At 46.3% G+C, this 19,164-nt stretch carries 19 protein-coding genes; 10 read left to right on the plus strand and 9 right to left on the minus strand.

What is annotated here, in order from left to right; translation table 11 throughout:
* Nucleotides 1–330 precede the first annotated feature (330 nt).
* The 3 genes from SK32_RS20685 to SK32_RS20695 all read right to left on the minus strand — a co-directional run bounded on the left by SK32_RS20685 (nt 331) and on the right by SK32_RS20695 (nt 5,114).
* Nucleotides 331–1,698, minus strand: a complete 1,368-nt coding sequence (locus SK32_RS20685; protein ID WP_231591595.1) for a nucleotide-binding domain-containing protein — start codon at nt 1,696–1,698, stop codon at nt 331–333.
* Between the two features lie 9 nt (nt 1,699–1,707).
* Entirely contained in the window at nt 1,708–2,241 is a 534-nt protein-coding gene (locus SK32_RS20690) for a Pycsar system effector family protein (RefSeq protein WP_048213822.1), read from the minus strand.
* 662 nt (nt 2,242–2,903) lie between these two features.
* On the minus strand, nt 2,904–5,114 hold the full coding sequence (locus SK32_RS20695) for an AAA family ATPase (RefSeq protein ID WP_048213823.1): 2,211 nt from the start codon (nt 5,112–5,114) through the stop codon (nt 2,904–2,906).
* 658 nt (nt 5,115–5,772) lie between these two features.
* On the opposite strand from SK32_RS20695, the gene SK32_RS20705 reads away from it, so the two are divergent.
* The 4 genes from SK32_RS20705 (at nt 5,773) to SK32_RS20720 (ending at nt 8,402) form a co-directional block, all read left to right on the plus strand.
* Nucleotides 5,773–6,132, plus strand: a complete 360-nt coding sequence (locus tag SK32_RS20705; RefSeq protein ID WP_048213825.1) for a hypothetical protein — start codon at nt 5,773–5,775, stop codon at nt 6,130–6,132.
* A gap of 62 nt (nt 6,133–6,194) precedes the next feature.
* Nucleotides 6,195–6,761, plus strand: coding sequence for a hypothetical protein (locus tag SK32_RS20710; protein ID WP_048213826.1), 567 nt, complete (start codon nt 6,195–6,197; stop codon nt 6,759–6,761).
* A complete protein-coding gene (locus SK32_RS20715) occupies nt 6,758–7,537 on the plus strand; it encodes a site-specific integrase (protein ID WP_048213827.1) in 780 nt (259 codons plus the stop codon). The genes SK32_RS20710 and SK32_RS20715 overlap by 4 nt, the downstream gene beginning before the upstream one ends.
* Nucleotides 7,538–7,871: 334 nt before the next feature.
* A complete protein-coding gene (locus SK32_RS20720) occupies nt 7,872–8,402 on the plus strand; it encodes a hypothetical protein (protein WP_039265231.1) in 531 nt (176 codons plus the stop codon).
* 192 nt (nt 8,403–8,594) lie between these two features.
* Here the strand turns inward: SK32_RS20720 and SK32_RS20725 are convergent.
* Nucleotides 8,595–9,292, minus strand: a protein-coding gene (locus SK32_RS20725) for an IS1-like element IS1A family transposase (protein ID WP_151351650.1) whose coding sequence is annotated in 2 segments (ribosomal slippage) — nt 8,595–9,043 and nt 9,043–9,292 — 699 coding nt in all. Because the reading frame shifts where the segments join, the coding sequence is not laid out codon by codon here.
* A gap of 63 nt (nt 9,293–9,355) precedes the next feature.
* Here SK32_RS20725 and SK32_RS25340 point away from each other — a divergent pair.
* The 3 genes from SK32_RS25340 (at nt 9,356) to SK32_RS20735 (ending at nt 13,206) form a co-directional block, all read left to right on the plus strand.
* Nucleotides 9,356–10,141: an SIR2 family protein gene (locus SK32_RS25340; protein WP_231591596.1), complete on the plus strand. Its 786-nt coding sequence runs from the start codon at nt 9,356–9,358 to the stop codon at nt 10,139–10,141.
* Nucleotides 10,138–12,204, plus strand: coding sequence for an ATP-binding protein (locus SK32_RS20730; protein ID WP_004098991.1), 2,067 nt, complete (start codon nt 10,138–10,140; stop codon nt 12,202–12,204). The genes SK32_RS25340 and SK32_RS20730 overlap by 4 nt, the downstream gene beginning before the upstream one ends.
* A gap of 504 nt (nt 12,205–12,708) precedes the next feature.
* Entirely contained in the window at nt 12,709–13,206 is a 498-nt protein-coding gene (locus SK32_RS20735) for a hypothetical protein (protein ID WP_016241538.1), read from the plus strand.
* Between the two features lie 36 nt (nt 13,207–13,242).
* Here SK32_RS20735 and SK32_RS20740 read toward each other — a convergent pair whose 3' ends face one another.
* Both SK32_RS20740 and SK32_RS20745 read right to left on the minus strand, forming a co-directional pair.
* Nucleotides 13,243–13,494, minus strand: coding sequence for a hypothetical protein (locus tag SK32_RS20740; RefSeq protein WP_007372348.1), 252 nt, complete (start codon nt 13,492–13,494; stop codon nt 13,243–13,245).
* Nucleotides 13,495–13,594: 100 nt separating this feature from the next.
* On the minus strand, nt 13,595–13,801 hold the full coding sequence (locus SK32_RS20745) for a hypothetical protein (protein ID WP_032951190.1): 207 nt from the start codon (nt 13,799–13,801) through the stop codon (nt 13,595–13,597).
* A 414-nt stretch (nt 13,802–14,215) separates the two neighbouring features.
* On the opposite strand from SK32_RS20745, the gene SK32_RS20750 reads away from it, so the two are divergent.
* Nucleotides 14,216–14,515 (plus strand): hypothetical protein, encoded by a 300-nt coding sequence (locus SK32_RS20750; RefSeq protein ID WP_024196077.1) that lies wholly within the window; start codon nt 14,216–14,218, stop codon nt 14,513–14,515.
* 115 nt (nt 14,516–14,630) lie between these two features.
* Here the strand turns inward: SK32_RS20750 and SK32_RS20755 are convergent, their stop codons facing one another.
* Nucleotides 14,631–16,241: an HNH endonuclease signature motif containing protein gene (locus SK32_RS20755; protein ID WP_048213828.1), complete on the minus strand. Its 1,611-nt coding sequence runs from the start codon at nt 16,239–16,241 to the stop codon at nt 14,631–14,633.
* Nucleotides 16,242–16,820: 579 nt separating this feature from the next.
* Here SK32_RS20755 and SK32_RS26120 point away from each other — a divergent pair.
* The gene (locus tag SK32_RS26120; RefSeq protein WP_016241542.1) at nt 16,821–17,087 is read left to right on the plus strand and encodes a hypothetical protein; all 267 of its coding nucleotides are present in this window, start codon (nt 16,821–16,823) and stop codon (nt 17,085–17,087) included.
* A 211-nt stretch (nt 17,088–17,298) separates the two neighbouring features.
* Here the strand turns inward: SK32_RS26120 and SK32_RS20770 are convergent, their stop codons facing one another.
* Nucleotides 17,299–17,517 carry a hypothetical protein gene (locus SK32_RS20770; protein WP_007372345.1) on the minus strand — a complete coding sequence of 73 codons (219 nt, stop codon included), beginning with the start codon at nt 17,515–17,517 and terminating at the stop codon, nt 17,299–17,301.
* A gap of 282 nt (nt 17,518–17,799) precedes the next feature.
* Here SK32_RS20770 and SK32_RS20775 point away from each other — a divergent pair, with 282 nt between their 5' ends.
* On the plus strand, nt 17,800–18,090 hold the full coding sequence (locus SK32_RS20775; RefSeq protein ID WP_048213829.1) for a hypothetical protein: 291 nt from the start codon (nt 17,800–17,802) through the stop codon (nt 18,088–18,090).
* Nucleotides 18,091–18,100: 10 nt separating this feature from the next.
* Here SK32_RS20775 and SK32_RS20780 read toward each other — a convergent pair.
* The coding region (locus tag SK32_RS20780) for an IS256 family transposase (RefSeq protein ID WP_048213830.1) at nt 18,101–19,164 on the minus strand (1,064 nt) is incomplete at its 5' end.

Raw genomic sequence — 19,164 nt, forward strand, 5'->3', positions numbered from 1 at the left:
TCAAAATTCGGAGATACGAACGTCGTTTATGAAATGTGCGGACGCGGATACAAATCTAGGTCGAAAAGTGCAGCCATGATATAGCCGAGGTTACTGAGCAGTTGCAGCAGCTGACCGGAGCAACGAGAGCCGAATATTTCGAAACAGGGGGATTTCGAGTAGACTATAACTTCAAGGCCAAACCTTAAGTGATAAGTTAATAAGGTCTGTTTTGAAATGCGCTAAGCGTACAATAATTTCAGATATCAAAACTGACCATTATAACAATATGTCAGTTTTGATTTTCCCTGCAGCGCAATACACTCTTTATCAGTGCGTTTCAATAATTATTCAACTTATGAAAATGCTGAATATTGTGCTATCGACCTCTCTGTCATGGCTGTCATAAATTTTAATTTCCATATGATGTAAACCATGATAACTGGTACTTTCGGAAATGTCAGCATGCCACTGGCCTGAGTAGTAACTCATCATTCTGTCTTTTTTAACTTCCTTCAATGCAGAATTTTTTTCAGCTTCAGGGCCAGTATTCCTCTTTACCGCCTTGACAGTATACGGTTGTCCTGCTGGAGCACTAAATATTACATGGAAGTTAAGCGACATTCCTTTATCAAGACTTTCTGAGCATGGACAATAAAATTTTTTTTCAACATTATTTGCGGTTGCAGTCAGTACAACGGATGTATTTCTACTTTCTATTCCATATGGCAAAAATTTAAAATATGCTTCGTTGTCAAAAACATACTGCAAATAATTTATTTGTGATCCTTTGACTCTATAGTTAGGTTTTACATGCCGATAATAACGCTTGAATTCTGTACCATCTTCATTTTTCGCCCATTTCCATTTGGTGGACAGATACTCCGCCCCTAAACCAAGCAGTGACTTGAGGTTTTCACCAATCATGATCTTATCTGTATCAGCCGCTTGCTGAAGTTTAGCCGCAACATCAACGTGATATGAAGTTGCCGTTACTTCAAATGCACCTGAAACACCGTAGTTTCCCCATACGATTTCATCATCTTTAGCGTAATCGATGCCCAGCCTGACGCCTATACGATCTTCCGAACCCTGATCGCCCAGTTCTGGCCGGATAACCTGCTCCATAAATTCAAGTATGTATACACCGGCGTTTATGGCATCAATCGCGCTGTCAATTTTTTTGCCTTCTATGGCCTTATTTTCACTGCGGAAAAATGCCATTACAGCATCGCCCATAATACGATGAACATGACCATCAAAAGCCTGAATTATTTCAATGACATATCTGATAATTGTGTTCTTTATATTAAACACCATCTCAGGTGGATACGTTTTTCCCAGCTTGGTAGACCCTGCGATATCAAAAAACATCGTCACAGCATAGCCGTTACGGAGCTCATCGTTTACCCGGAGATCGTCAAAATCAGGATGGCAGCCGATAGCCTCATTAACTTCAGTGTTTTTACAAAAAACTTTACGTAACTCAGCTTTTACATCCCGGAATATGGTTGGCATAGCATCTTCAGCATAGCCTTCAAGGCTTGCTTTCGAAAAAACATCAGCACTATCATTACGTATCCCTTCTTTCACATTTTCAAAAATCGCTTTCTGCTTTGAATCTGCGTACACATTCGATTTTCTTAAGTTGCCCAATTTCATATCACTGCTGACATCCATTCGGGCTTTACCAAAAAGTTCTTTAAATTGCGTGCTCATTATATTTCCTTATACAAAGAAAATGATTAAAGTGTTAATCATTAAAGGTATTGCGGCAAAAAGAATTAAAAAGATTGCAAGACGATGAAGCCGGTATTTTTCGACCAACCCTTGAGAAAGGGTATACTGCAACGAAATCATTGTGCTGGTTATTTCATTAACATGCATTGTCTTTATTACTTCTTCAAATTCTTTTTCCGAATCAAATTGTTTCACGGTGTCTATAAATGAGTAAAAATTTCTCTTTGAAGTCGTTTTAATGTAGGGAATAACAGTTTTACCAACGAAAAAGTATCCGGATAAAAGTAATACTACGGAAACGAGCATTAATGACTTGAAAATAATAGCCAGATCATGACAACCTTTTACTTCCAAGTAAGCTACTGCACTTCCGGCGTTAGTGCCTATAGCTGCCAGTATGGCTGTAATAAAGGTAATAATTATAGTGGATTTGGTATTGGCATAGTTATGAAATCCGTCAGTGCGGGTAATCATCTTCTGAACCAGGTCGATATCAAACTTATCTTTTTCATCTAGAGGCATGCTCTTATTCCTTTTTGCATCAAAACATCTATCCCGGTTGTTTGATACAAGCCTGCTCAAATACTGGGTAGTATGTCTTGATGACTGGACCGACGTATACTACGATTTTTTAACGATGTTTATTGTTGATATCCTACTTAAAACTGAATTTTGTTTCCACTTATTAAATAACGAAAAATTACCTTTCTTGTTTATGTCGTTTTAACTTGAGGTCCTGAAACCTTGCAAACCGGAACTATCACGCTCGGTTGTCAGCGAGGAAAGTGGGTGGCGGGACGGCCGTTTACAGAGAGCAAGTTGGCTTCTCTGAGGCCCTGTGATAGAAGGCTGGTGAGTATCTACGTCAAATCACGGACAGAAGTGGGTTTGTGCTTCTCCCTTTTTCATGTGTGTAAACAGTTTACCTCTAACCAGAACGGTGTTTATAATCACTTGTCGTCACCTCGGGTGTTCCCCTCTGCGCTTTTTACCGCCTGTAAATGGTTACAGGGACTTCCGGCAGTAGCCGGACTGTAAAAGGAAACCCGCCATGAAACCGAAAATTGTACCCGTTGTACGGTATACACGTTTTCGTTTCGGGCGCGTAGAGCATGTGCGTAATCACATGCGCTCGCTCCCGACGCGTTAAGTGAACGGTACCCGCAGGTGGCGATACATCCTGTTTAATCCCCTGTTTCCGGCAGTTCTTTTGATTCCCCCATCATTGTCAGATAGTGATCATCGTCATCAGTCTGAATAAACACTCTTCTGAACATTTTCAGATAACGTTCCTTATCGATAACGCCGGTCGAAAAGATATTTCGGCCATCCGAATGAGAGTGCCGGTTGATAGCCCGGTAAAAGGAATCATATTCTCCGGCATCACTGTGTTCGCTTGCCAGAGACTCCAGGGCCTCTTTAAGTTTTTCATTCTTGCAGGCAAAGCTGAAATAATACTCAAGAATATTCCTCATTGTGTTAAACAGCACAACGGGCTGGGTTTTCTCATCCCTGACATCTTTCAGGGTCTGCCATAATGCCTGATATTCATTGAGCATTTCGTGCATGGAAAGCTTTTCACAGGAGCTGTAGTCAGACTTAATGATTCGGAGCAGAGACCAGTTTACGGGTGCTTCTCTGTTATCCTGCAGGCGACCACTGTTTAACAGTATTTCTTGGAAGAAAAACATATTGTGAGTCAGTATCACAACATGTCTCGCGGCAGCTGCCTTAATAATCTTCCGTTTAATGAGTGCTGCGACTTCATAGATATAGTTATGTGACAGGCTGGAAATTGGATCGTCAATAACTATGAGTTTATTTTCAGGATTAACGGTTTCGGGAGTAAGACTTCCCGAGCACGATTCAATAAAGTAGAGGAAGGAAACGATGGTTTTTTCACCCTCACTGAGGGATTTGAATACTTCCGCCTTTTCAGGTTCGTTGCCCCGGCGAAGGCGATAAAGCTTCATTTCGTCATCATGACAGATAATCTCAAACCCGGTTATTCCCAGTAGTCTTAGGTTTGCATTGATAATATTGATGGTTGGCTGGATGTCGGAGAGTTGTCCGGTCAGCGTATTCGTCTCATCATCCAGTGTTTTCTTACCGGCAGCTAGGATCCCAACTTCACGCAATCTGGTGTCGACTTCGTTCTGCAGCTCGCCAAGCTGCCTGTCACGTTCAGTAAAGAACTCATCGCAAATCCTTCTCAGATGCGCCATCACATCCGCGCTCAAGGTTCTCTTTTCCTGGCCAAAGTTCTCCGCCAGCCGGTTGTTTTCTCGTACCCGGGTATTAAATGCGTCCACTTCATTCTGAAGCGATGAAAGAGCGGACTGTATATTTTCAGGCGTTATCGCCTGAGACGGTTCTTTTAATTTATTGAGGAACTGCTGCAGTAAGATCTGAACCCCTTTATTAACGGTTTTCACCAGAGAAAGTATCGGACTCCCCTCATCAACGAAAGCATGGGTCGCAACACGGCGTTCAAATTCGGCCAGGTTATCACAGTCCTGAGCAAGTCGTTCTGCGGCCTGGCTCAGTGTTCCAAGAGAAGTCTGATATGACTCATCAAACATCTGAATAAGTTCGCGCGAAAAGGCCATGACATTAAAGGACTGCTGGCAGAACGGGCAGACATCGTCGTGTATATAATGCTGCCCCTGGCGCACCCAGTCTGCATTACCGATTTTTTGAATGAGTGCAGAGAATTGCGTGCTGCTTGCAGGCATAACGGGTTCCTGCATCAGTTTTATTGCTTCTTCCGTTAAGACAGTTGTTGGGGGAATATGAATTTCGCCGACAAGCGTTCCTTCACTTTGACTTAACATCCGCCATTTATCAGTCAGTGCCTCAGTTGTGGTACGCACGTCTGAAAGTGGTGTTGCAACCATACGTTCGTAAAACGATCTTTTAATTTTAGCGCCATCAAGAAAATCACTGAGACTTTTTCTGTCATTTACTGTCCTGTTAAAAATGTCTCTGGCACAGTGGTCGACGATCGTTTCTTTCATCCCTTCTTTTTCTGCAATCTCCTCATTAAGTTTCTCCAGGCGGGCACTCAGTTTTGCTCTTTCTTTATTATTACTGTTTATTTTATCCTGGCTTTCCTGATTGGCCTCACTGAGAGTGAAGATCCCGGGCTGATAGTCCGCACGGGCAAATTTGCTGTCAATATACTCTTGATTAAAGACCTGATAGTGGCTGATGTGAGGGCTCTCAAATGCGCAGTGCCGGTATTTATCTGCCTGACTGTCATAAAAATAGCCAGAGATCGTGGATTTTCCCGAACCGTTCTGGCCATAGATGAGCGTCACTTTGCTGCTGAGATCAAAGCAGATATCCCTGTCGGGCGCGTAGCTTCTTACGCCCCGGATCCTGAGTTGAGCCATTCATTTTCTCCTTATCCCTGAATTTTTTTGAGCCTTTCCATCGTAGCCCATTTTGCATTCGGGTTGTGCCATGCCGATCAGATTTATCTGAACCATTCTTGCGTGACAAACCTGACATGACAGGAAGTGATGACCCACGTAATTTTTTCGGAGAATTATTGCGATAAGGGAAATAATAAACTTTATTTGTGCCTGCTGGTTATTAATAACTTTTAAGCAATAATAAAGCTGCATTACTGTTTAATGTGCATTAGTATCATTCCTCCTCCATACAGATCCGATTTCTGTGAGTTCCGGATCTTCTTCAGACACACCGGCGCGCAGCTGCCATGAAACACAAGATGTAGCGGTGTTTTCAGCTGTAAATGACGCTATATGTTGTGTCCCTCCCCTTCCCCGTGACCGCCCGCTCACCACCATAAAATGGCGCTTTGCTTATTCCCTGACCGTGTTACACTTCCGGAAAATCTGGAATACGCCAGAAATCGGATCACCAGAAAACCGCCATCCGGTAATTTAGTTACGGATTTATATGTCTGCGTATTATCTGGTGGGTGATGATTGCGGCAGGAAAAGTTAATCAGGTGGCAATCAATGATGTCACTAAGTGTGATTACTCTGAGTGACTATTTATCAGCAAACCAGAAAGGAGTTTAGGATGGCACGTTCAATACCGGTGAAGATTGGTCAGAAGGAATTTAAATCCAAAAAAGCCGCTGTGGACTATTTCATGGATCAGCGTGAAGCAGTCAAAGCAGTGAGCCCGCTGAAAGAGGGAGAGTTGTTTGATGAATTGCGCGACCTTTATCTGCGTTACTGCGAAATCACAGACTATCCACTGGGCAACCGGGAGATTTACGCATTCAGCGTAAATTATGAAACTCGTCATACCGACCAGAACTACGGTACGTATTTGTGCTACTGGGTACATTTTTCACCGAAAGATACGGATGGATTGTCCTTTTCGGTTAAACAAGCAGTGGATGCGATCGCCAACGCTGCGGCTGAACAACCCTGACGGTGGGCGGGATTTCTCAGTATGTACTCAGCGCTACGATCGGTCTGATCAGGGAACAGTTAATGAACACGATAGTAATACGCGGCCTGCTGGTAATGCTTCTGATCGGTATGATCCAGGGCCGGCCCGGAGCAGCAACCCTCAGTGAAATGCGGGCGCTCAACGCCACTCAGAAACCAGGAATGACCATTGTCTGTCAGAGCAGGACGGTCATTCCTGTTAACGGCAAAAAAGAACCGGTGACCATTGATGAGAGACTCAGCGGATATGTGGTCAGTAATACCGGCGACATGATGGTTCTGGATGTGACGTATGAACAGAGAGATGACGGAAAAGACGAACCATTCCATACGGAAAAGTACCTTCTGACCACAACCCTTGAAAACGAGCGCCAGAAGATGGAGGTTGATATGCGCACTCTTAAAATCATGGTGCCAAAAGCCCGCCATCTTGAAAGCGGATTACGGGAAGTCATGGAGGCCGAACCAGTGACTTACACCGATTACGGTACATACCGCATCACAGCACTTCCGGCTTATGAGATCCTGCCGGGCAGGGATAACCCCGGTGCGCCATCCATGCATTGCGCACCCGCCATGAACGCGTCAGTACCGGGAGACACACGATGATGCCGTCTGTTCCCGGGCAGGGCGTCATGGTTTCTGCCACGCAGTTGCCGGTGGCCATCGACTACCCGGCGGCGCTGGCGCTGCGCCAAATGGCCCTGGTACATGATGAGCTGCCGAAGTACCTGCTGGCGCCGGAGGTGAGCGCCCTGCTCCACTACGTTCCCGATCTGCACCGCAAAATGCTGCTGGCGACACTGTGGAACACCGGCGCACGGATCAACGAGGCGCTGGCCCTGACCCGGGGCGATTTTTCGCTGGCGTCGCCCTGGCCATTCGTCCAGCTGGCCACGCTCAAACAACGTGCGGAAAAAGCGGCCAGAACGGCAGGACGGGCCCCGGCTGGCAGTCAGGCTCACCGTCTGGTTCCACTCTCCGATCACCAGTATGTCAGCCAGCTGGAGATGATGGTGGCCACACTGAAAATTCCGCTGGAGCGCCGTAATAAACGCACCGGCAGAACGGAGAAGGCGCGCATCTGGGAGGTCACCGACCGAACGGTACGGACCTGGCTGAATGAGGCCATCACCGCCGCGGCCGCTGACGGGGTGACCTTCTCCGTGCCGGTGACGCCGCACACGTTCCGTCACTCCTACGCCATGCACATGCTGTATGCCGGTATTCCGCTGAAGGTGCTGCAGAGCCTGATGGGCCACAAGTCGGTGAGCTCGACGGAAGTGTACACCAGGGTGTTTGCGCTGGACGTGGCCGCAAGGCACCGGGTGCAGTTTGCGATGGACGGCGCTGAGGCGGTGGCCATGCTGAAAGGGAACATTTAAGTGCATGCATTCAGGTATACCCCAATGTGACAGGCTGACGCGCCCGCCGGGCTTGTCCAACCCTTCGCCTGCTCAGATACAAGCTCTGAACAGACTCACGGTTTGCGATGTGGGTCAACAAAAATAAATACGTTCACCAGAAATATTTTCTGGACACTTTTTCCGATAGCGCCGGAACGTCTAGGGCGAAAAGCATTTTTTGTACATTACTGGTGCATCTTTAAAGGTGCCAGGACGAGGTATTGATTTAACTGGACATAAAGTGCTGTCTGTCCAATCCGCCGGGGATTTATACTGATAGCCATGATCATCACAGAAATAAAAGGGATAGCAGATGGCGGTTGAGTGGGTGGATGTGGCTGACAGTGCCGTTAAAATCGGGCTGGGCGCGTTAATCACCATTATTGGCGGCTGGGTTACACTGAAATTAACACATCGTCATGAAATAAGGAAAGAAGCATTAGCTCAACGACTGCGGGATATAGATAAAAAAACAGACCGCTATATCGATTTCCTTTCTTCATCGCAAACGCTAATGCAGAAATATCTTTATGAATCATGTGAACCGGGTAGCGAGGATTACACCGATTATATGCGGTTGCATAATATTGTGAGTCTTACCTCTTCGTCAGAGTTACGAGTTTATGCGTTTGATACTCAGGCAAAAGTATCGCAATTTATTTTGCTCAGTAAGCCCAGTGATCTTATTGATTCCTGCCGTAATGCCGCGAGAGACTCCGTTTCACTGCTTCAGGGGGCAGTGAGTGCTGAATTGCTTCAGGAAAAAGCAGCACTTCAGGGTAAACCCCATGCGTGGTGGTCATTCTGGCGGAGGCAGGGCAAAAACGTAGACAGAATCACCTGAATGTCTAACCGCGCGGGGAATTAAACCGGAAGCTCCTGAAAGACCGCTAAAGCGATCATTTAGGAGCCTGATATATCAGTTTATCTTTCGTCACCGCTTTGCGATCTTACAAACATGTTTAGTTCATTTTGTGGTTCTAAGAATTTGTTGACCACTAAAAATTCTATACTTGATGGCGGTAATGACTCCAACTTATTGATAGTGTTTTATGTTCAGATAATGCCCGATGACTTTGTCATGCAGCTCCACCGATTTTGAGAACGACAGCGACTTCCGTCCCAGCCGTGCCAGGTGCTGCCTCAGATTCAGGTTATGCCGCTCAATTCGCTGCGTATATCGCTTGCTGATTACGTGCAGCTTTCCCTTCAGGCGGGATTCATACAGCGGCCAGCCATCCGTCATCCATATCACCACGTCAAAGGGTGACAGCAGGCTCATAAGACGCCCCAGCGTCGCCATAGTGCGTTCACCGAATACGTGCGCAACAACCGTCTTCCGGAGCCTGTCATACGCGTAAAACAGCCAGCGCTGACGTGATTTAGCACCGACGTAGCCCCACTGTTCGTCCATTTCAGCGCAGACAATCACATCACTGCCCGGTTGTATGCGCGAGGTTACCGACTGCGGCCTGAGTTTTTTAAGTGACGTAAAACCGTGTTGAGGCCAACGCCCATAATGCGGGCGGTTGCCCGGCATCCAACGCCATTCATGGCCATATCAATGATTTTCTGGTGCGTACCGGGTTGAGAAGCGGTGTAAGTGAACTGCAGTTGCCATGTTTTACGGCAGTGAGAGCAGAGATAGCGCTGATGTCCGGCAGTGCTTTTGCCGTTACGCACCACCCCGTCAGTAGCTGAACAGGAGGGACAGCTGATAGAAACAGAAGCCACTGGAGCACCTCAAAAACACCATCATACACTAAATCAGTAAGTTGGCAGCATCACCGTTTTTTGATGAGTTTTTCAAGTCGAACAGCGACAAGGGATCGATTACATATTTTCACGACGAATTACGACAGGATAATTGAAGCAGGAGCTGAAATAGCAGGTATTCGACTAATTGACAGATTTGTTGGTACTATAGCGCCTATTTTCAGATCTTCGCGACTAGAAGTCGACTATCATTATAATCCACCGGGTATTCGTGGTGAACCAAGATATTTGGAAGGTGTGGCGCGCTTTACTAAATTACATGGCTCATTGGACTGGTATACTACCGAAGGAGCCATAAGGCGATTTGGATTACCTTTTGGTGCGAGTTCGGTGGAACCCTTTTTACAAGTGGAGGCTGCTGGAGCAGCGAACTATCATCAATTAATGATTTATCCAAACTCGGTTAAAGACCGAGAAACATCAGAATACCCTTATGTTGAACTATTCAGAGACTTAGCATCTGCAACATGTCGTCCTAATAGTACTTTGGTAACATATGGTTATAGTTTTGGAGATGAACATATAAACCGTGTTATTATTGACATGCTGACAATACCCTCAACGCATATAGTAATAATTGCCTACGGCGATCCACTCGGTAGAATTATGCGCTTTGTAAACGAAAGTGGAAGAAAAGCTCAAATATCTTTATTACTTGGTGACCACTTTGGAGATATCAAGAATTTAGTGGATTTTTATCTTCCTAAAGCAGCGATAGACAGATCATCAATTCGTATGGCAGAACTATTGAAATCAAGGGGTTTATATCGTACAACAATTTCAAATAATAGCGAGGATGCTGAATGAACTCATTTCCGATTGAACAAGGTGAGCAACTCAGGGTCGGCACTGTAGATTTTGTTTCACCTAATGAAATTAGAGCAATATTAGAGATTGACTCACCTGATACTGTTGCTTTGAATGCAGGAACGCCTAGAAACTTTCCAAGAGTAAACAGTTATGTATTAATATCATGTGATAATGGTTACTTAGTTGGGCAAATAGAGTGGCTTGCTGTAGAACATTCGCCTTATCCAAAACAAAGAGATGTTCAAGAATTTGGTTTAGTAAATCTACCATTCCCCCGAAAAAAAATAAGTTTGAATCCGGTGGGAATGCTTAAACGTTTGTCCAAAGATGGTACTGATTATTTCAGATTTCAACGAGGTTCTGAATCGTTTCCTTCTATTGGGGCTGCTATTTTACTACCGACAGATTTACAACTTAGATCAATAGTCGAATCTGGAAATAATAGGCGAGTGATCATTGGACAAAGTCCACTTGCGAACAATGCAAATGTAGCTGTAGATCCTGATAGATTATTTGGTCGTCATATAGCAGTGCTCGGAAATACTGGTAGCGGTAAGTCTTGCTCTGTATCTGGATTAATCCAGTGGTCACTCGAATCTGCATTGGAATCACAAATAAAACCAAATGCCAGATTTATCATCCTAGACCCCAACGGCGAGTATGCACGTGCTTTGGGGCCAACGACGAAATTTAAAGGTAGAGTATTTAAGGTTGAGGCTGAAGGCAGTGAAAACCAATTACAAGTACCCTCATGGTTTTGGAATAGTTCGGAGTGGGCATCATTCACGCAAGCAAGTCCTAAAGCACAACTTCCATTACTAAAACGCTCCTTGAGAGCAATGAGAAATGAAGAATTTGATTTACAAAAGAATATAGATATAGAAGTTAAAAAATACCTAGGTACAATTTTGGTTTCTTTAAAAGCGGATAAATCTAAAGGAGCAGCGGCACTTAATGATTTCCCTGGAGCCAAAAATCTTTTGGCTAAAATTAATATTTGGCGTCAGAGTCTGGAAGAATACAAAGCGAGATTAACTACACCATGCCCTGAGCTAGATAAATTAATCATCTCTATTCAAGATTTTTGTGGGCAAAGAGAAGGCAGATATCCAGATTACAATGCTAAAGTTAGCGCAGTTGATAACATCATAAATGGAGTGTTATCTTCATTTCAGAGCCTTGGAGGCGATGAGTGTGAACTCCTTCCTAAAAACGAGGATATCCCCGTCCCTTTTGACGGAAATAATTTAGTCTCCTATTTAGAGGCGTTAGCACAAGAAAATGGTAGCGAGCAATATGTTGAATATCTAGTAGCTAGAATACGCACAATGCTTGCGGATACAAGAATGAAACCCATAACCAATGACTCAGAGCATAGAGTTGACTTGGCTAATTGGTTAGAAACATATATTGGGAAAGATGGTGATGGTGATAGCTGCGTTTCAATTATTGATCTTTCTTTAGTACCAACTGAAATTACTCATCTTGTGACAGCTGTCATTTCAAGAATTATTTTTGAATCATTGCAACGTTATAGACGACTATATAACAAATCTTTACCTACGGTACTTGTTGCTGAAGAAGCACATACATTTATTAAACGGTATCGTGAGGACAGTGAAAATCAGGATGTCGCAGCTGTTTGCTGTCAAGTATTTGAGAAAATTGCACGAGAAGGCAGGAAATTTGGTCTCGGTATGGTTATTTCTTCGCAACGACCATCAGAATTATCACCTACAGTTTTATCTCAATGTAATACTTTTCTTCTGCATCGAATTAGCAATGACAAAGATCAGGAGCAAGTTCATAAAATGGTACCCGACAATTTGCGAGGATTACTCCGTGAATTGCCTTCATTGCCATCTCAACATGCAATACTGATGGGCTGGGCATCTGAACTTCCTGTCTTAGTTAAAATGAAAAATTTGACGAAAGAGCAGCAACCCCATTCTGATGACCCTGATTTCTGGGATGTTTGGACAAGAAAGGATGCTGATGGGAAATTGGTCGAGAGAACGGCCAATTGGGAAGCTGTTGTAAAGGAATGGCAACAAAATTGAACTGAAGTAGGATGTGAAAACGGGAGGGCAGATCGGAATTGAAGGAACTTTATGCAATCAATCTACTTGGTATTGCGTTCCATCGACCATCAGCCCCATGATCATTGGAGTAGCTGTAAATGCAGCACCTAATAATTAAAATAAAACAATAGGTTAACCTATTAACGTGGTTTTTTACATCGTTGGCCCTCAAACCCCTAAAATCAGAAAAGTATCTTTCCAGACCTGTCAAATGGAAGCATTAACAAATCAGTTAACAAAACGGACAATATAGTAAAAAGTGGCTGGTAAGCATACTAACCACCTGATAGGCAGGTAGCAGCATAAAAGGGGAACCGAGTAATGAAAGGCTGTATCACCCGAAAAAGGTGTTTTCAGAGATGCACTATATGATGGAATAACAAGTTTTTGCAGATACTACCGGCGTAGAGGATGTCCCGAACACCTATAGCTGGAGTATCGATATTCACGGCATAATACGAATAAACCGAATGGGATATAAATATGGCAATTATTTTGGGTGTTTTATTTGTGATAACATTAACACTTAGCATCTATCAGTTGCGGAAGATAAGAAGACTATCATCCCGAATTAACACATTGGAATCCGTTATCCTGGGTGAACGGACGGGAAAGACAATTCCTTATGAATCGTTGCACCTTCTCAATATTTTGAGATTACAGGCACGACAATGGACTAGTTCGGAGGAAAATCCCGCTTTATTAACTATCCGGCCAGTTTGTATTGAACTGCTGGATGATTATATGTCTAAACTTTTAGCTTCTATTCCAGAATTGAATTTGATGATAGAACCTCGTCCTTCATATGCATCGCTATACAGTATCAATTCTGTAATGTTCTACATCGATAGTGAGAAACATGAAAAGTTGCCTATTCGCTTTCATTGCGCCAATCAAGACCTCGCAGAGCGCATTGCAAACTTGTTGCTATCGAAGGGCATTGAAGCTCGCGCAGCGATTGAAATGTCACACGTAGATTAGCCTGATATAAATAGATGGGCATTCTGTCCGGGTTGTTTATGCAGCCCTGTTTACAATGCACTGAATAAAACGGACAGCAATAACATAAGCCGTTAGCAAAAATCCCTCAATCAGAACCGTGGAAACAGCGACAGTCGTAAAATCCGTTGTTAGCTTGATCGCTGCTACTATCACCAGTCCGCCAAAAAGAATGCAGCGGGTAGCGATAGTTTCACGTTGAAACCAGCTAAAGAAAGCGCCCGCGATAATGACCAGGGAACAGTAAATCGAAAAAAGAAGTGTCATCATATTCTGTTATCCTATCTAACACAGAAAAAACTGGCCCGAAGCTTTTGAAACATATATGGAAATCAATCAGAGCACGTCTAACGAGCACGGTCTTATATATTCAATAACTATACATGTTGCTTATCATCATAAATGGATTTGGTATAGAGTGGCCAAAGAAAAAGGTAACAACAGTGGCAAGGACAACACAGGCTAACAATATCCACTCAAACTTTTCTGGAATGAATAATACCCGGATGGAACCTGCTGCGATAGTGCCACCAACTAAACCACCAATCAACGCTTCAGAAATTGTTGATAGTTCCATAAATTAAGTCTCCTGGTGTTTGGAGGGCTTCGGGAAGTTGCACCAGCTTATTCGCCAGACGCGTCCACTCACGTTAATAATAAAATCTGTCAGAAAACAACTCTACCAGAACCGTTGAAACTTCGATAAAAAAAGGACGCTGTTTTGAGGGCGTTTTCTATGCAAGTTATTTACAATGTTTCAGGCAATTACTTCACTACCGTAAGTTTTCGTTCGACAAACATTCAGATCCCATAGTTTGCGCTGGAACTGACCTATGTGGACGAGATCTGCTGTAGGTCTGTAGGGATTGGGGGCCATAGAGTAAATCTGGCATTTTTAGCTATAAAGTAATGATTGGGCTACACGTATGTAGGTTTTAAGGTTATGTTATCTCTGCCTCGTAATTCTGCGAGCACCTCATTAGGGAATAATATGAGTAACTTAAACCACATGGATAGAACCGTAACACAATACGTAAACACTAAAGTATTAGTGGCGCGTTTAGTACATCTTAGCGCCACTATCAGAAAGCTTGAATCCTACCAATCGTCATCTTGGGCAGATAGAGCTCTCCATGATTTATATGCAGAACTTCAGCGAATTTGGCCACAGGTGGAAGAGTATTATACTCAGATGCCAACATACCAAATGGAACGTGAGTTTTACGCTGAACTCGTGCAAATAAAGATAAAGGCTGAAGAGTACCTACGTAGAACTAAGCAGGAACAATAAAACAATTCGTTTTTGGGGAGCCCGGTGGGCTCCTTTTTTGTGATGGTTCAATCCGGTGACGTGGGGTTACCGAGCTGGCGCATTCCCACGATTCGCACCTGATGGATTACCGGTTTTACTTGGTCAGTTCTAACCGGCGCTGATAACGCTCCCAGCGCATGACGAGATTCGCCGGGTCTATCGGACGGCAAAGCCCGGTAATCACATGGCCATCGTATTGCTGCAAATCGGGATCTTCGGCCTGCGCGACAGGGTCAACGTGGACGGTCAACGTCTCCGGGCAAATGGCAAGGACGTTGTCGTCAAACAGCCGGTGCAGATCGATACGAAGCAGCAAGCCATTACTCCAGTGATCCAGACCACCAGCACTATGCTCTACCAGGTGTGCGGCCTCTGTCCTGCGGCGTAAGCTTGCTCCTGTAATCACGCAGCGGTCGTTACAGTTTCGACGGACGGTAGCAGCGAAATCAGCCTGATCCGGCCTGGTCACCACGCAGGTTGTAGAGCCTTCACGTTTAGGGTGCGCCAGGGGCGCAACAGACGGTTCCTGCATGGAGACGCGGGATTCAACTTCGACGGAGATCAGGGCTGGCTGGGGTGCTGGCTGCGATTCTCGCACTACATCGTGCGTAATGCCGTTGGTTTCCGCTTCTTTAAGCTTTCCGACCTGGCTTGCTGCGGCCAGCGCACGGTCACGCGCTTCCTGCTTTTCTTCCTTCGTCCATTTACGTTTGGCAGGTTCGTGTGTGGGAGCCGGGAGATTATCTGGTTCATTGACCGGCACAGGGTCAACCATCTTTTTGCCTTGCATTGACTCAGCCATAAACCGGCGAGCCAGCACATCAGCGCGTAGTCCCGTATCGCGATGCTCATAAAGATAGGTGCGAAATTCCGTCACACGTCCGCCCACCAGCTTAATGGCCTCACTCATTCCGGCCTTGTTGATGGAAGCGCTACTGGTTTTCAGGTTGGGCAAACCGTACTGACGTGGGTTTTCTTTCTGGGTGCTTTCAGCGCCGGTCAGACGGCTCTCTCTGATTTTTCCATTATGCCGGGTCGGTGAATCGCCATTCGGATGTTCAGGAGATCGCCAGGTGTCTGCGGGAGGCGTATACGTTGTACCGTTCTTCTGGGCCATGTAGGCGAGCACTTCCCGCATATCAACACGGGTCTTTTTGCGCTCGGCAATACCTTCATCAATCTGACGTTCAAGATCCGCTCGCTTCTCTTTGTGCAGGCGGCGCGATTCCAGTACGGTTTCGTTATCATTCAGGCGTTCTACTATCTCACCGGTATTTAAATTCTGGTTTGCCAGTTCGCGCACCATGCTCAGCACTAAATCGCCCATTGGATGCCGGGTTGTGATACCCAGGCGCTCAAACGCCCGGTTGGTGATCTCGTTTCTGCGGGTTTGATTGGCCAGTTCCGTGATCTTCTTCAGGCGCTCGATTTCGGCAAGCTGTGCCCGCTTCATCAATTCGCTGCCGGTTAGCATGGCAACAATCTGAACCTGACTCTCACCCTTCAGTAAGTGCTCGGTGATGAATGTAGAAAGAGCTGCCCGCCCACCGTGATTTTTAGGGATACCCAGCGTGGCCAGAATGTCTCTCTTTAGAATATTACGCAGGTTAGCGGCCTTTTTTTCCGCTTCATGTTTGGCCTGCATGTCCCGGCTATGCTGCTTACGTTCGGCCCGGGTTTTCTTCACCTTCACTTTCGTCGTCACTACTCTTTACCTGGCAGGGCATCATCATCATTGATACCGGTCGCGGAGGCCTGCGGTCGTTACCTATCCCCCGCCGCTGGCCGCACATTTGATGGCGAGAGTATACCTGCTCTGTCGGCAGCGCGTCTTTTCTTGTCTTCATATATGCAAAATTAGTCCAACATACAAATGCGATCAGGGTCAACACCCCCGCGTCCACCCTGCAAAGCGCCCTTGACCTTTATACCCACTGAAACCCTCGCGCCCCCGGCCCCTCTTTTTTTTCTCTTTTTTTCTCTCTTTTTCTCATATTTTCTCGCATGGCTCATCCAGCGACCGGAGTCCCTATGTGGGGTTTGCAGGAACCGGACGGAAAGACCGGCACGGCCCGGTTGCCGCAGGCGGGGGAAATGGCCAGACCGGGCACGGCGGTTTCTTTTTAAAATGGTGGGCCCGGGCAGAATGGTTACCCCGGGCACGGGCCCGATCCTGAAAACGACACGGAGGTTTCAGGTACGGCTCCCCTTTCTGCCCCAAGCGAAGCGCAGGGGCAGAAAGGGGAAGTTTATTTGTATGTTGGACTAATAGAGGGTGATGTACGTGAATTCTGCCCGGGTTTTCCCGGCGATTATCCCGGAATCCATCACCGATATTCTTCCCTTTATCCTAATACCGGTGATGGCCACCGGCACAAAATGCAGGGTGTTCCGGCCCGGCGAAGATGCGGCCGCAAACCAGCACGAAAGTGTCGGTCGGAAAAAGGTGAAGCCAATGCTGGTGGCCGCACGGAATTCAGGCGGGCACTCGACGTTACTCACCCACGACTCCGGGTTAACGGTTCGACTCCGGGTAGCCTGGCCCGGGTGAAGCCCGGGGCAGGCTACCCTGTTTTTGTATGTTGGACTATTTTGACGGGTACTGGAGCAAACCACTCTGCCACACGATATGGCATTTAGTTACCGCTCTTGCGGTTCATGGATGAAATAGTCGGTTCTGTCAGGAGGGAGTCAGGGAAATGTGAAGAACCGAAATGGCCACGCTGAAAGATCATGTAGCCAGTTCAGATAAGCAAATTGAGTTAACGCCCTCGCTCATACCGCACCAGCTCTTCAGGTTTAGACAACCACTCTGTAATCTGGTGATCATGCATTGACGTATCGTATTCAAAGTCTGGCGGATAATACATATCGCCAACAAACCACTCTTCCTGCTTTAATTCATCCTCATCTATATCACAACCGCTATCAAGCCAGTCCCATCGGCCTCTTTTGTTAAAAATCACTCTCCCATTCGGCATAAAAGCTCCTTATTCAGTCAGATGGTTACGGTCTCGATATCTCGATGCCAGGTTAACATCGTTCACCAGTTTTACCACGGCTGGACGTTCGGCTTCAGTCCAGGAATCAGGCTGATAGTACACCCGCAGCGATTATCATCAAACTACTTCGCCTCTCAATCCCGCGCTCTCAAATTTCTGTTATGCATCATGCCAGAGTACAATATGAGGACACTATCGCCGGAATATTACCGACCGCCCCGACGATTAACGTTACCGGCCTAAGCTGAGGAAAATGGTTCTATGAAGTCATTTCTGATCAAAATGTCAAACGCGCATAACGAACACATCCGGGAAGTCGCTTCCGTGGATGAAGCTATTCGTATCGCATCCGAAAGAGCAAATGAAGGTTTCTGGCTTCCACCCAGCCGGGTCTGCGAAATGAGCAAGGAACATGAAGGCCGGTATACAGTCGGTGATGATGGCTGGTTCCGCCCCATCGAGCTGGCGGTTCCAGTCGAAATAGAAGAAGTGAAGTCGTCCTACGGGAACGGTGGTTACGACATGATTGAGCCTGTACACCATTCTGTGTAAATGCCTTTTCTCAGAAGTGACCGCTCAGGCGGTCACCGAACTCGATGATAAAACGGCTCATTGCCATGCGCCAGTCCCTCAGCGGCATCGTCCATTTTTGTGAGGCGGCCTGGATTGCCAGCCACACGACCTTTTTCACTGACTCATCCGTCGGGAACACCTTGCGCTTTTTGATCGCATGCCTGATCACGCTGTTCAGTGACTCAATGGCGTTGGTCGTGTAGATGACTTTGCGGATATCTGCCGGGTAGGCGAAGAACGTCGCAAGGTTCACCCAGTTTGCCGTCCAGCTCCGGCTTATCTGCGGATAGCGGCTGTCCCAGGCGCTGGCGAACGCTTCCAGCGCCTGCAGACCTGCTTCTTCCGTCGGCGCCTGGTAAATCGCCTTCAAATCGCGGGTAACGGCCTTGTAATCTTTCCAGGAGACGAACCGCAGGCTGTTGCGCACCATATGTACGATGCACAGCTGGATGCGGGCCTCCGGATATACCGCGTTTATGGCGTCCGGGAAGCCTTTCAGTCCGTCGACACAGGCGATGAGGATGTCGTTCAGGCCGCGATTCTTCAGTTCTGTCAGCACATTCAGCCAGAACTTCGCGCCTTCATTTTCGGCCAGCCACATACCCAGCAGTTCCTTCTGGCCTTCGATGTTGATGCCCAACGCCAGGAACACGGATTTATTGATGACGCGACTGTCCTGCCGGACCTTAAGGACAATACAGTCAAGGTAAACAATAGGATAGATTGCATCCAGTGGCCGGTTTTGCCACTCAACAACCTGCTCCATGACGGCGTCAGTGACTTTTGAGACCAGCGCTGGCGAGACATCCGCGTCGTACATCTCTTTGAATGCAGTCGCTATCTCGCGGGTGGTCATCCCTTTGGCGTACAGGGATAAAATCTGATTATCCATCCCGGTGATGCGGGTCTGGTTTTTCTTCAGCAACTGAGGCTCAAAGGTGGCTTCGCGATCCCGGGGAGTACGCAGTTCAAGTGGACCATCCGCAGTCGCTACGGTCTTTGTTGAGTAGCCGTTGCGGGTATTGGAGCCCGGTTTAGGCTGATTTTTATCGT

Origin of the sequence: Citrobacter sp. MGH100, from assembly GCF_001034465.1 — a bacterium.
GTDB classification, from domain to species: Bacteria; Pseudomonadota; Gammaproteobacteria; order Enterobacterales; family Enterobacteriaceae; genus Citrobacter; species Citrobacter youngae.

Excerpts from the sequence above, each read along its gene's own strand:
- SK32_RS20685 (WP_231591595.1), bottom strand. The coding sequence starts at position 1,698 with ATGAGCACGCAATTTAAAGAACTTTTTGGTAAAGCCCGAATGGATGTC.
- SK32_RS20690 (WP_048213822.1), bottom strand. The coding sequence starts at position 2,241 with ATGCCTCTAGATGAAAAAGATAAGTTTGATATCGACCTGGTTCAGAAG.
- SK32_RS20695 (WP_048213823.1), bottom strand. The coding sequence starts at position 5,114 with ATGGCTCAACTCAGGATCCGGGGCGTAAGAAGCTACGCGCCCGACAGG.
- SK32_RS20705 (WP_048213825.1), top strand. The coding sequence starts at position 5,773 with ATGGCACGTTCAATACCGGTGAAGATTGGTCAGAAGGAATTTAAATCC.
- SK32_RS20710 (WP_048213826.1), top strand. The coding sequence starts at position 6,195 with ATGAACACGATAGTAATACGCGGCCTGCTGGTAATGCTTCTGATCGGT.
- SK32_RS20715 (WP_048213827.1), top strand. The coding sequence starts at position 6,758 with ATGATGCCGTCTGTTCCCGGGCAGGGCGTCATGGTTTCTGCCACGCAG.
- SK32_RS20720 (WP_039265231.1), top strand. The coding sequence starts at position 7,872 with ATGGCGGTTGAGTGGGTGGATGTGGCTGACAGTGCCGTTAAAATCGGG.
- SK32_RS25340 (WP_231591596.1), top strand. The coding sequence starts at position 9,356 with ATGAGTTTTTCAAGTCGAACAGCGACAAGGGATCGATTACATATTTTC.
- SK32_RS20730 (WP_004098991.1), top strand. The coding sequence starts at position 10,138 with ATGAACTCATTTCCGATTGAACAAGGTGAGCAACTCAGGGTCGGCACT.
- SK32_RS20735 (WP_016241538.1), top strand. The coding sequence starts at position 12,709 with ATGGCAATTATTTTGGGTGTTTTATTTGTGATAACATTAACACTTAGC.
- SK32_RS20740 (WP_007372348.1), bottom strand. The coding sequence starts at position 13,494 with ATGATGACACTTCTTTTTTCGATTTACTGTTCCCTGGTCATTATCGCG.
- SK32_RS20745 (WP_032951190.1), bottom strand. The coding sequence starts at position 13,801 with ATGGAACTATCAACAATTTCTGAAGCGTTGATTGGTGGTTTAGTTGGT.
- SK32_RS20750 (WP_024196077.1), top strand. The coding sequence starts at position 14,216 with ATGAGTAACTTAAACCACATGGATAGAACCGTAACACAATACGTAAAC.
- SK32_RS20770 (WP_007372345.1), bottom strand. The coding sequence starts at position 17,517 with ATGCCGAATGGGAGAGTGATTTTTAACAAAAGAGGCCGATGGGACTGG.
- SK32_RS20775 (WP_048213829.1), top strand. The coding sequence starts at position 17,800 with ATGAAGTCATTTCTGATCAAAATGTCAAACGCGCATAACGAACACATC.